The sequence below is a fragment of the Candidatus Hydrogenedentota bacterium genome (assembly GCA_019637335.1).
Taxonomy (GTDB): domain Bacteria; phylum Hydrogenedentota; class Hydrogenedentia; order Hydrogenedentales; family JAEUWI01; genus JAEUWI01.
The window spans coordinates 1-12,021 of sequence record JAHBVV010000006.1; the positions used below are offsets into that span (position 1 = coordinate 1).

9 protein-coding genes are annotated in these 12,021 nt (G+C 62.5%); 3 read left to right on the forward strand and 6 right to left on the reverse strand.

Annotation, left to right across the window (positions count from 1 at the left end; translation table 11 throughout):
* Positions 1-33 precede the first annotated feature (33 nt).
* Together KF886_09010 and KF886_09015 are read right to left on the reverse strand one after the other, a co-directional pair.
* Positions 34-618, reverse strand: coding sequence for a hypothetical protein (locus tag KF886_09010; GenBank protein MBX3177487.1), 585 nt, complete (start codon positions 616-618; stop codon positions 34-36).
* 1,496 nt (positions 619-2,114) lie between these two features.
* Positions 2,115-2,792, reverse strand: a complete 678-nt coding sequence (locus tag KF886_09015) for a DUF1080 domain-containing protein (GenBank protein MBX3177488.1) — start codon at positions 2,790-2,792, stop codon at positions 2,115-2,117.
* Positions 2,793-3,479: 687 nt separating this feature from the next.
* On the opposite strand from KF886_09015, the gene KF886_09020 reads away from it, so the two are divergent.
* Positions 3,480-4,520 carry a hypothetical protein gene (locus KF886_09020; GenBank protein MBX3177489.1) on the forward strand — a complete coding sequence of 347 codons (1,041 nt, stop codon included), beginning with the start codon at positions 3,480-3,482 and terminating at the stop codon, positions 4,518-4,520.
* 13 nt (positions 4,521-4,533) lie between these two features.
* On the opposite strand, the gene KF886_09025 is transcribed toward KF886_09020, so the two are convergent.
* The gene (locus KF886_09025) at positions 4,534-4,917 is read right to left on the reverse strand and encodes a DUF1648 domain-containing protein (protein MBX3177490.1); all 384 of its coding nucleotides are present in this window, start codon (positions 4,915-4,917) and stop codon (positions 4,534-4,536) included.
* A gap of 543 nt (positions 4,918-5,460) precedes the next feature.
* Here KF886_09025 and KF886_09030 point away from each other — a divergent pair.
* Positions 5,461-5,838 (forward strand): hypothetical protein, encoded by a 378-nt coding sequence (locus KF886_09030; protein ID MBX3177491.1) that lies wholly within the window; start codon positions 5,461-5,463, stop codon positions 5,836-5,838.
* A gap of 23 nt (positions 5,839-5,861) precedes the next feature.
* Positions 5,862-7,820 carry a hypothetical protein gene (locus KF886_09035; protein ID MBX3177492.1) on the forward strand — a complete coding sequence of 653 codons (1,959 nt, stop codon included), beginning with the start codon at positions 5,862-5,864 and terminating at the stop codon, positions 7,818-7,820.
* 41 nt (positions 7,821-7,861) lie between these two features.
* On the opposite strand, the gene KF886_09040 is transcribed toward KF886_09035, so the two are convergent.
* From KF886_09040 to KF886_09050, 3 genes are all read right to left on the reverse strand, one after another.
* Entirely contained in the window at positions 7,862-9,211 is a 1,350-nt protein-coding gene (locus tag KF886_09040) for a Gfo/Idh/MocA family oxidoreductase (GenBank protein MBX3177493.1), read from the reverse strand.
* A 37-nt stretch (positions 9,212-9,248) separates the two neighbouring features.
* Positions 9,249-10,382, reverse strand: coding sequence for an SUMF1/EgtB/PvdO family nonheme iron enzyme (locus KF886_09045; GenBank protein MBX3177494.1), 1,134 nt, complete (start codon positions 10,380-10,382; stop codon positions 9,249-9,251).
* A gap of 285 nt (positions 10,383-10,667) precedes the next feature.
* A complete protein-coding gene (locus KF886_09050) occupies positions 10,668-11,993 on the reverse strand; it encodes a Gfo/Idh/MocA family oxidoreductase (GenBank protein ID MBX3177495.1) in 1,326 nt (441 codons plus the stop codon).
* Positions 11,994-12,021 lie beyond the last annotated feature (28 nt).

The following is a 12,021-nucleotide window of genomic DNA, read 5'->3' on the forward strand; positions in this document are numbered from 1 at the left end:
CTTTCGGCACCCGAGAGCTTGACAGAATCTCCCCTACGGTTGAAACACATCCACTGGCTGTATCTCAACGGTCGCAACCTCGCGAAACTGCAACGCGGTTTTCACATACCGGTCCCGCATCGGAAGAACCCGCGCAGAACCTCCACTGGTAAAAAAGGCGGGGTCTTCGAAGGTCAGGAGCGCCCTGTTCCCGTCCAGTTTTACATCGACAAGCCGGAAACGCTTGCTTTGGTATTCCCGGGCAGTCGGACTCTCGGTCTGTCCCGCCTCCCCGATGACTTCGGCGTGAAGGAGGTTCAACGTGTCCCGCAGGGGAAATTTCGAAGGTGGCAGATCGGCCAATACGAAGGCGTTCGCCTCATAGTTTCGCAGTTCCGGGTCGGCTTCGTAGTCTTTGTAAAACAGCTTGACCTTCGTTGGAAGCAACGTCCTTTCAACCGGGCTCGGAGCGCTATCTTCCGCAACGTTGCGAGGCTCCATAGTACCGGCTTCAATTTGACCGACACCTTCGACTACGTGGAGAGACAATGCATCAGACCCGGCAGGGGGCTCACGCTGCTCCCGACCACACCCAGCAATAAAAATCAACGCTACGCAGTAGACCGCCTGTGCTTTCATGAATGCCTCCAATAACCACCACGCTTTTTCGCAACGGAAGGGCCGGTATACCGAAAATTCCGAAACACGTCTTGATGATAACGTTTGCCTTGGGCCCATAACCAATCGGAAAAATCCAGAGAAAAACGCACCCCTCGTAATCAGATACCGTGTAGTAAAGGGTTCTGCATTGGACTGCACAAGCTTGCGCTCTCCCCCAGCGAGCTTGCTCGCGGCGGCGGGTGGTGCTGTCGGGCATGGGAGCAAGCTCCCGCAGTAAAGGCGGTGGCAAGCCAATGCCCATCAATGCCCGGTCGGGCGCTTTTCGGGCGCCTGCTTAAGCGCTTGCAAGGCCTCTGTCTGCCGAGCGGCGCCAGCAGGCCAATTTCCTCTCCACCTTCATGTCCCTGGTCTCTTCGTAGATACGCAGGGATCCCCGATCCATCATTTCTATGCAATCGAAGGGCTTTGCTTCACTCTTCATAATGTACCACTTCCTGAGGGCTGTGGATCGCGAACGGCCCAATGCCGCGCGCTGCGCGGTTCTTCCGGGACGATTGCTGAAACACGTACATTGAATCCGGTATAGGACCGCGCACTGGGAAAGCCGTGGCTCGCCGCGAGGCAAGTTTTGTTGGCGAAACCGTAATTCTTTAGCCGTCTGAAGTAGTCGCCCTCGTCGCATGTAACGGTGGCGACTAACGGTGATCGAAAACCGTCATCTCCACGAAAGTGGAGATCCAGAGACTATGCAACGTTAACCTCGCAAACCCTCTGGATTCCCGCCTTCGCGGGAATGACGAATACATCCAGTGTGACTAAAGCATTTCGTATCGGCGAACGCCTTACTTCAGACGGCTAAAGTATAAGGCTCATCCGGTTTGAAGGTACATCGGCAACGATGGCGGCAAATAGGAGTAGTTTGCTCGGTTCTCTTTTCCGGGCGGCGATGCTATATGCGAATACAAGATTCCTTGGGCCTGGTCTGTAGCGCAGACGGTATATTCGGCAGCAGAACTGGATGCCAGCGCACGCTTTCGGCCCGAAGGGCCAATGCAGTTTTCAGCCCCGGGCAACGCCCGGGGTTTGAGTGGTGTGTTTCTTATACGCCCTGAAAGGGCAGCGCAGTCGAATTTCAGAAACGCTGGGCTGGCTCACCACTGCGCTGCCCTTTCAGGGCGTGGAAGGTGGTGTCCCCGTGTTCCCTGGGCGCTGCCCAGGGCTGGGAGCTGCACTGGCCCTTCGGGCCGAAAGACCAGAGGAATCGATTTCGCCAACAGAGGCTCTTACCGGCATACATTGACGGTTCCGGATAAATCGGGCACGGAGAAACGCCTGTGAATTGTCCCGTACGCTCAAACCGGATGAACCAAGTATAACGCGAAACCGAGTCTAATGCCTGACCTGATGCATAGCACAATATTCCCAAAGGTCCGCCCCCCAGCGGAATTCGACCGCCACGCCGGCTCTGGGCGGCGCATTTGCAGGGCGCGGAGACCTCCCCGCGCAAATCTCGTTTACAGCTTCTCCAGCCGGATATTCCGGAAGTGGATTTCTCCACCCTCGGATTGCAGACCAATCGGGCCGGAGCGCACGTCAAGCCCTTGAGCCTCGTTGACGCGTTTGCCGTTCACGGACAGTTCCATCGACGGGCCGCGCACCACGATTTCGTAGTGGTTCCATTCGCCGGGCGCGTTTTCCGCGTCCTCAGTCTTGCGGACGCCCTTGAAGTCGCCCAGCGGATCGTGCCCCACCACGGCGGTGGAACGCGCTTCGTCGCCGGTGACGGCGGCGCCGTAGAAAGCCCAGATGTCCCCGGCGCTTCCGTGCCGCAACTGCGCCTCTACGCACTGCGGAAGGAAAGACACGGCTTCTCCGTTGATGCGCAGCAGCACGCCGCTGTTGCCCGGTTCCTGGCCCGGCGCCCATCGCCAGTCAAGCGTCAGCCGGAAATCCTGGTACGAAGCGTCGGTGTGGAGGTAGCCCATCGGCGTCCCTGTGCAGATCAGGACCCCGTCCTTTACGGACCACACGTCCTCCCTGGCCACCGCATCATCCACCAGAACATGCGACCAGCCGTCCAGGTTTTCCCCGTTAAACAGGTCGATGATCTCACCGGACTCCCCTGGCGGGGTGTTCCCGGGTGCGAAAACGAGGACGGCGAGCGCGAATATGGCAAGGGTAAGCATACGCATGGTGGGACCTCCTGGATCCATGGGTCGTATCGGGCCTCGAAATCCCCCAAAGAACAACGAGGCCCGCGCGGGAGGCGCTTCGCGGGACGGCCCCGGCGATACCAACGCGCCACCCGTCCTCGCTATATCCTATACCTTCCCGCCGCGTATTGCCAGTGCCGAACAGGGCAATCGCATTTAGACCCGATCATGGCGTTTGGGCGTAAGCTTGAATTGATTTGGCGCCTTGGATCAATGAACGCGAGCCTGTTGGAGCGCCGGCATCTCTGGCAAGGTCAGGGATTCGCCGTAGGCGAAATGCCAGCGCTCCAACACGCATCCTTTTTTGCATTCCAGGTAGTTCGTATGGCGCAGGGCTCCGACAGTAAGTTTGAATGCGATTGCACTGCAGCAACGAATCCGTGCTGCATGGCTTCGGTGAAATTCGTTGGACCCGGGTTGAGGTCCGGCGCATACCGATGTTGAATTCGCCGGGCTACAGGGCCATGCTGCAGGGGCGAAGCGAAGCCGTTCGACCGACAGGAATCCATCATGCCCGACGATATCCACCGCATGCGCCGCCCGGCCGACACCCTCACCCGCCGCGATTTCGCGCGTACCGCCGCCGGGGCGCTGGCCTTTGGCGCGCTCACTTCGCCCCGGGGAATCGCGGAAGAACCGGCGCCGCGCCAGTTTCGCCTGTGGGCCATGTCGGACCCGCACGTCGGAACCGACCTGAAACACAACCGGGAAAGCCTGGCGGAGGCCATCGCCCAGAGCGAGGGACGCGGCCCGGGGCCCGGTTTTGCGTGGGACATTGCGGTATGCCTGGGCGATTTCTCGGGGAACCAGGGCGCGCCACAGGACGAGGAGGGCGAGGAAGTGGTGCGCCAGTTCGGCGCCCTGCGGGATCACCGGCGCGAACAGATCTACGGGCTCGCGGGCAACCACGACGCCACCTTCGCGCATGAGGAGACCCAGTGGTGGTTTCGAAAATGGATCGACCCCACAGGCGAACATACCGCCCACTCCGGGGTGGATCCGGAAAAACGCCCCTACGCGGTCGAGGGGACGTGGGAGCGCTACGCGTTTCGCGTGGGCAACCTGCTCTTTCTCATGATGAGCGATCGCAATGACGTGGGGCCGCCTGTCGGCCGCGGAGAGCGCGGGGGCTACCCGGCCGGCGCCGTGACCTCCGAAACCTTTGCCTGGTGGAAGGCGCAGGTCGAGGCCAATCCCGACGCGATCATCGTCTCCGCCCACCACCACATGCTCAAGGAGACCACCGTGGCCTCGGGCCCCTGGGAGGGCTTCGTGAAGGACGAAGCGGGCAACTGGAAATCCAATATCCACGGCTACTACCCCGAAGGCGGGCCGATGGGCGCATCCTACCTCTACTGGCTCGACGATCAGCCCGATGCGCAGGCCTTCGAGCGCTACCTTGCCGAGCACCCGGGCGCCATCGGCCTCTGGTTGGGCGGACACTCCCACCTCGGCCCGGACGAGCGCATCAACGGGCGCTCCCACATCGAACAGAAATGGGGCGTCCACTTCGCCAATGTGTCCGCCCTCACGAAACACCACGTCGGACGCCACACGGTCCCCATGAGCCGCCTCCTCACCTTTACCGAAGGCAGCACCCGCGTGCGCGTCCAGTGCTACCTGCACACGGACCAATACCAGCCTGTAGGGTGGTACGATGCGGCGGAGCGTGTGCTGGAATTGAACCGGCCCTTTACGTTCGGCTGAAACCGCGCTCCGCTCATGATCCCGGCCCCTGGAGGAACGAAGTCAGGTAGATCGTAGCAAAAAGAAAGACCGCCAGGATCGCCCAGAACCACAGGCTCAGATGGGTCTGTCCCGGGCGCGCGCTGAAGTCAAACACGAAATGGAAGACGGCCGGCATCAAATAGAGCGCCGGCAACAGGAACGGGGTGAACACGAGCGTCAGGGCGCCGGTACCCACCATCATGACCGCGTAAAGCCCCATGAAGGTCCCCTTCCGCATGGTGGCGTCCGGCTCCAGGCGGAAATCGAAATGGCTGGCGATACGGTCCGGCAGGCGCGGCCAGAAATACAGCACCTGCAGCGCCGCCCAGGCAAAGGCCGGGAGCGCCAGCAGAATCACGGTCACAGGGCTGTTCATGCGAAGTCCTCCGCCATCGGGAAAACCGCGCCTCGCGTTCGGGATTGTGCTCCCGCTTCTATTGTACACCGCGCTGCGCCGTTTCATTCAGGGCTGGCGGGGCAATCGCATTTAAACCCGATCGCGGCGTATGGGCGTAAGCTTGAGTTGATTGGGCGCCTTGAATCAAGGAAAGTGAGCAAGCTGGAGCGCCGGCATCTCTGCCGGCAAGGTTAGGGATTCGCCGCAGGCGAAATGCCCGCGCTCCAACACGCGCCCTTTCTAACATTTCAGGTGGTTCGTATGGCGCTCGGTTCCGTCAGAAAGTATAAACGCGATTGCCCCGGGCGGGGTGTAGGCGGTGCGCTTGGGTTGTTCATGGCCCCCGGCGGGAATCAGACATCTATTTGCGGTATGATGGCTGAAGCACAAGAATGTCCCGGAAAATATGAGGTACAGCCGTGAAGATTCTAGCTCTCACCATACTTGCAGCGCTTATCATCGCCTTCACAGCCAGTGCGAAACAGCCCAACATTCTGTTTGTGCTGGCGGATGATACACGCCATGAGTGATGCGCGGGAAGCCCGCGAGCCCGCGGAGAATCGGAAGCCCACACGGCGGAGCGGGGCCATAGGCGCCATCGCCATCGCCCTGTATGCGCCGCAGCTCTGGTATTTCACGATGGACTACCCCTGGAACGACTACCGCATCTACTGGCTGCGCTTCTTCCCGGGATTGCCCGCTTTCGTGCCGGGCGTATTCATCCGCTATCCAAACGAATACGTGTTCGCTATCGCTATCTGGAGCCTTACCGGCGCCGCGGCTACCATTGCCTACATCGTAAGCCAGCGCAGCACCCGCTCGTTCTATATAGCAGTGGGAATCCTCTTCGCCTGGTCGATCGCCAGCGCGGTGGTCGCCCATTTCATGTTTCGCGCGTAACAGGCCGCACAGGAGAGAAGTCTATGTTTCCAGGAAGCACATCCATCCGCTGCCTCATCCTGATTCTCGCTATCGGAGTTCCCGCGGCCGCTACCCGTTCGGAAACGGAATCCCACGTTTTCATTCAGGGCGACACCGTCCGCGTTGCCGTGCCGGACGACGCCGCCGGGATATCGACGCGGGCTCGCGCACTCGACGAACGTCTGGAAGAGTTTGGTCGTGTAGCGATCGCGAACGCGCGCGCCGATTTCGGCCCGTTGCCCGTCGGTTGGTACCGCGTGGAGTTCCTGGCCCATGACAATTCCGTACTCGCACACACCACCGCCGCGGTCCTCGAGCCCTTGACCACTCCCCCGCCGGAGGATACTCCCATTGCGGTGGATATCGCGCTGTCGTGGCTGGGCGCAAAGGATCAGGGCGACTGGGCGCGCTACGCGAGACTTGCGCGGCTTGCGGGCGTTCGCTGGGTGCGGGATCGCATCCACTGGCGCGAAATCCAACCGGAGGATGGCCCCTTTCTGGACCACACGAAGTATGATGACAGCGCCGTCATCCAATCAGCCGAGGATCTTCGGATTCTGCAAGTCTTCCACACGCGTCCGCAGTGGGCGCTGCTGCCCGGAACAGATCCACATCGCCCGCAACTCGACCTGGCGAAGCTATACCGCTTCTGCCAGGGACTGGCCGAGCGCTTCCAGGGCCGGGTACAGGCCTGGGAGCCGTGGAACGAGGGAAACGCGGCCAATTTCGGCGGCCTCACGATGGACGAGTTGTGCAGCCTCCAGAAAGCGGCCTGGCTCGGCTTCAAGGCCGGCGACCCCGATGTTACTGTCTGCTGGAATCCCCTCGGCGGCGTGAACATAAAGAGTCAGACCGAGGTGATCCTCCGCAACGAAACCTGGCCCTACTACGACATCTACAGCATTCATTCCTATGACTGGCCGGAATCCTTCGAGGACCTCTGGATCCACGCGCGCGACGCGGCGAGCGGGCGGCCCATCTGGGTTACCGAGGCGGATCGTGGCATGACCGCGGACCCCGATTCGCCGATCGCAGACTTCACGCCCGAAAACGACCGCCGCAAGGCCGAATTCATCGCGCAATCATATGTGCGCAGCCTCTACAACGGCGCCGCGCGCCATTTCCACTTTATCCTCGGCCCCTACACGGAGGGCGATGGCCGCACGCAATTCGGGCTGCTCCGCGAAGATCTTACGCCGCGGCCGTCCTACGTGGCGCTGGCGGCCCTGGGACGACTACTTGCGGGCGCGACTTGTCTCGGGCGCTATGTCGTGCCGGGCGATCCGAATGTGCACCTCTACGCGTTTCGAGCGAAACCCGGAGGCGAAGCGCGTGATGTCCTCGTCGCCTGGGCGGAGCGCCCCGGGGACTGGCCGGAACGCGGCAAGACGCGCGCGCCCTGGCCCATCGTCGATCCGCTCCGCGTAGAGGCCGCGTATGACTATCTGGGCCGTCCGCTTGAGGCGAAACCACCCTCCGAACTCAGCCCGGTCGCAATGTTTCTTGTGCTCCCAGAAGGGGAATCGCATAAGCTCGCGTTGAGCGAAACACCCCGGACAAATCTGCGCGAGGGCGGCGCCAGCCCAATCGTGCTCCAGTTCAGCGCGCCCGATCATCCGCCCGTCCAGCGCATGATCGGCTGGAGTCCCGAGGCAGCCTACGAATTCGCGCCCTCAACGACCGTGGACGCAACGATTACCGCCTACAACCTCGGCGACCAGCCGGCTGCCGGTACCGTACAATTGAATAACGCGCCGCCGGGCTGGGAGGCGGCCCCACTAGCGTGGGACGTGCAGCTTGATCCGGGACAATCAACATCGCTACCGCTCCGAATCACCCTCCCGCCGGATCCGTCCGCGGCCGGGGGCTGGCTGGACTTCCACGGGGACTTCGGCAACAGCGGGAAACCAAAACTCGCCGTGTGGAATCGAACGCCGCCGAAAAAAGACGCCGGACAATAGCCGATAGCTATCGCCCGGCGTCCTGGTGGTGGAAACGCCAATCACACGGTCTCGGGAATCACCCACGGCTCGCGATAGTTCGCCCGCAGGAGCTTGTTCGCGTCGTCGTTGTCGATGAAACGCTCGTTCGCCGCGTCCCAGTTCAGCTTCTGGTTGCCCAGGCGGTTGGAGAGGTTCGCCAGGTGGCACAGGTTCATTGAAAGATGGCTGTCGGCCACATCGGCGTTCGGCGCCTTCCGTTCGCGGATGCACTGGAAGAAGTGGGCGAAGTGCACCGGGGTCATTTCATCCCACTTATACTGGGAGATGTCCGAGGCCACCGGCTTGGAGGCGTGCGCCTTCGCGTCGCCCTCATACACTTCCCAGCCGCCGCCGTGGCGTCCGAAGAACATGATCCCTTCGGTGCCCAGAACTTCGATCTTCGTCGCGCTGAACTGCCAGTCGGGAAACTTGGTTTTGTCGGGAAGCGAGACGATGCGGTGGTTGTAGGGGCACCAGAACCCGCCCTCGATCATCATCGTGGCCTTGTCAAATTCCAGCGTAGTGAATTGGGTGTCCGGCTGCTCGCGGCCATCGTTGAAGCGGTAGACGCCGCCCGCGCTGAAGACGCTGTTCGGCGCCTTCTTGCCAATAAGCAGCCGCGCAAGGTCCACCTGGTGGATCAGGTCGCCCGTAAGCTCGCCGTTGTAGAAATCCCAGTAGTTCTGGAACCAGCGCCCCGGGCGATACGGCAGCATCGGCGACGGGCCGCACCACAGGTCGTAATCCAGCCCCTCGGGAACCGGCTGCTCCGGCGCGGGCATGTTCGGGCCCCCCGCCTGCATCAGGTAGACCCGCGCAAGCATGATATCGCCCAGTTTCCCGCTGTTGATGTAGTCGAGGGCCGTATGAAGATACGGGCCGCTGCGGGTCTGCATGCCCACCTGGATCAACCGCTCATACTTCCGGCCCGCCGCGATCATCTGCTGGCCGTCCCAGATGCTCATGGAGTGCGGCTTCTCCACATAGACGTCTTTGCCGGCCTGGCACGCCATGATCGTCGCCAGCGCGTGCCACCGGTCCGATGTCGCCACCACGATCGCGTCCACTTCCGGATCGTCGAGCATTTTCCGGAAGTCCTGCACGAATTCGGGACGGTAGTCGTGCCCTTCAATCACAATCTCCGCCGCCGCGCCCGCCGTCCGCGTGTCCGCATCGCAGATATACTTGATGTGGACATCGTCCAGCTTCACCAGGCTCGTCAGCAGGGACCGGCCCCGCCCGCCGAGGCCCATCACGCCGGCGATCACCTTCTCACTCGCCTGCGCGCCCGCGCCCGCGTGCAGCGCCGCGATGCCGGCCGCGGCGCCCAGCGATCCCTTCAGAAAACTCCTGCGCTTCATCATACTCATTGTCATACCTCCTTTAAGACGGCCCTCCGGCGCCGCGTCAGCGGGCGGGGGGCGCGTACAAACCTCGCATTCCCATGGTGGGGCCTTCCTTCATCGGCAGCAGGGTCGCCCCCGAAACCGCGTCGCAGCCCTCCGGCATATCCAGCCACGATCCGCCGCGCACCACCCGGTAGCCGTCGAGCCCCGCGTGGTACGGCGTCGTGTACCAATCGAGCGTCCACTCATTCACGTTCCCCGCCATGTCCCGCGCGCCGTAAGGGCTGCTGTACTCCGCGAAACTGCCCACCGGCGCCAGACTCGCAAAGCCATCGTCGGCGCCGTCGTGGTTGCACCGGAAAACCCCATCCGCATTCGGCGCCTCGTCGCCCCAGGGGAACGCGCGCTCGGGATTCGGGTTCGGTATCGCCTTCGTGTCGTCGCCATCCAGATAGTGCCCGCCACGGTACGCCTTCTCCCATTCGGCCTCGGTGGGGAGACGCAGCCCGCTCCACCGCAAAAACGACAGCGCGTCATACCACGACACATAGCTGACGGGATAGTCTTCTCTGCCGGGCAGCACCGTGTATGCGCCGTCTTCATCACGGAGGAGGCCGGAGCGTTCCTCGTTGGCCATCCGCTCGTGGTAGCCCACGCCATCCGCACGCTCGTTCAGGTAGTCTGCGTACATGGATACGGTCGTTTCATCGCGCGCAATGTAGTATTCCGGAAGATCGGAGGACGGCGCGGAGCGGCCGGATTGATCGCGCCCGGCGCCGGGCAGACTCTTCAGGCTGAAGGTCCCCCCCGGCACGCGCACCAGCCGCAATGCGCGGACGCGCACCTCCACCGTGCCTGGATCGAGGGTGTCCGTCTGGTCGGCGCCCCACCAGATCACCTGCTTCCGCCCACCCGTAGCGACGACGCCCGCGCCGATCCCCTCCAGGCGCTCCGCATTGAGCAGCCGCCACGCTTTCCCTTCCGCGGCGCGCGCCCGGAGAAAGACCCACGCAGGCGCGCTTTCGCTGAGGTCTTCCACATCGAGATCGTACTCGATGATAACTTTCGGTCCCCCGAGTTCCGTGGGTTCGCTCCAAGTCCGGACATTGCTGACCGGCAGCCACGATGCGAACGCCCCCGAACAAAAGCCCATCGCCATCGCCAACACAAGCCCCGTTCCCAATATCCGAACCATGCCAAGCCCTCCGTGGATCCCCAGCCGCCCCCGGGGATCCCCCGGAGACTAACACCAGTGTGCGCCTGCCGGAGGGCAAATTCAAGTGCGCTCGCGGGCATTTCCGCCACGGCGGACCTTCGGCCTGTCCGCGGCAACGTGAACCCACCTCTAAAAATTCACCTTCCCTCCCCACCAGAACCACCTTGAAAAGAAAGTGGCACAGGTCCATGACGCGCCGGAGGCGGGCCTCCCGCCCGTGTTCAGCGGCGCCGGGTTGTGGCGAACAGGAAGGCAGTCTCCGCGCTACACCACCTCCGGGACGGCCCAGGGTTCGCGGTAGGTGCGCTTGACGTACTGGTTTCCGGCGTCTTCGTTGAAAACTTCGGTTTCCGGATTGATGGTCAGGGTCTGTCCGCTTCGGTAGGCGGCGTTGCCGTACATGCAGAGCAGGGTGGACTTGTGCAGAATTTCGATATCCGCGGTCGGTCGCTGGCGCGACCGGATGCAATCGATGAAGTTTGCGATGTGTGCGGTGTTGGAGGCGCTGAAGCGGCCGTGATGGATCTTCGCGGAGTTGCCGTCGGCATCAAAACACTGCCACCCGCCGCCGTGGCGGCTGAAATACATCATCTGCTTCGTGCCGTAGATTTCGATGCGCGTTCCGGAGAAGGGCCACGTGGGCAAGGTGTCCGTATCGCGCACGCTGAGGGCGGTTTTCTGCATATAGGGGGCCCAGTTGCACTGCTCGAAGACCATGGTCAGCCCGTCGTAGTTCCAGATGACGCTGTGGGTGTCGGGGGCCTCCTGGGCGTCGTCGAAGTGGAACAGGCCGCCGGCGGATGAGACGGACCGCGGGTAGTCGCGATCGATCATCCAGCGGGCGACGTCAATCTGGTGTACGCCGTCGTTGATGATATCGCCGCCGGAGTATTCCCAGAGCCAGTGCCAGTGATAATGGAAGTGGGCCTTGTTGAAGGGGCGCATGGGCGCGGGCCCGAGCCACATGTCGTAGTCGACGCCTTCCGGGACTTCACTGTCCTCCGGGCGGCCGATACTGCCGCGCTGTTTGCTGTTGAGGACGCGCACGAAGTGGACATCGCCGAACTCGGCGGAGCGAATGTATTCGAAGGCGGCGTAGGCGTATTCGTTGCTGCGGTTTTGGGCGCCGACCTGGACCACGCGATCGTACTTGCGGGCGGCCTCGATCATCTTCTGGCTCTCCCAGATGCTATGGGCCGTGGGCTTCTCGATGTACATGTCCTTGCCGGCCTGGCACGCGAGGACGGTGGCCAGGGCGTGCCAGTGGTCGGGCAGGGCGCCCACGATGCCATCCACTTCCGGGTCGTCGAGCATGTGCCGGAAGTCCTGCGAGGTTTTCGCGGACTTTCCGGTGATTTCCTCCAGCTTCTTGGCGGCCCCGGCGAGGCGGTTGGCGTCGCAGTCGGTCAGCCACCGAACTTCGACATCGTCGCGCCGGGCGAACTCCTCCAGAAGAAACTGGCCGCGGCCGCCGCAGCCCATGAAGCCGATGATGACGCGTTCGTTGGCGCCGGTGGCGTTTACGGAAACACCCGCGCCAGCGACGGTGGTGGCCACGCCCAGATGCTTGAGGAAGTTTCGGCGGTTCATGAGGGTTCCTCCACGGGGGTTGTACGCG

Excerpts from the sequence above, each read along its gene's own strand:
- KF886_09020 (MBX3177489.1), top strand. The coding sequence starts at position 3,480 with ATGTCGGACCCGCACGTCGGAACCGACCTGAAACACAACCGGGAAAGC.
- KF886_09045 (MBX3177494.1), bottom strand. The coding sequence starts at position 10,382 with ATGGTTCGGATATTGGGAACGGGGCTTGTGTTGGCGATGGCGATGGGC.
- KF886_09035 (MBX3177492.1), top strand. The coding sequence starts at position 5,862 with ATGTTTCCAGGAAGCACATCCATCCGCTGCCTCATCCTGATTCTCGCT.
- KF886_09030 (MBX3177491.1), top strand. The coding sequence starts at position 5,461 with ATGAGTGATGCGCGGGAAGCCCGCGAGCCCGCGGAGAATCGGAAGCCC.
- KF886_09050 (MBX3177495.1), bottom strand. The coding sequence starts at position 11,993 with ATGAACCGCCGAAACTTCCTCAAGCATCTGGGCGTGGCCACCACCGTC.
- KF886_09015 (MBX3177488.1), bottom strand. The coding sequence starts at position 2,792 with ATGCGTATGCTTACCCTTGCCATATTCGCGCTCGCCGTCCTCGTTTTC.
- KF886_09040 (MBX3177493.1), bottom strand. The coding sequence starts at position 9,211 with ATGAGTATGATGAAGCGCAGGAGTTTTCTGAAGGGATCGCTGGGCGCC.
- KF886_09025 (MBX3177490.1), bottom strand. The coding sequence starts at position 4,917 with ATGAACAGCCCTGTGACCGTGATTCTGCTGGCGCTCCCGGCCTTTGCC.
- KF886_09010 (MBX3177487.1), bottom strand. The coding sequence starts at position 618 with ATGAAAGCACAGGCGGTCTACTGCGTAGCGTTGATTTTTATTGCTGGG.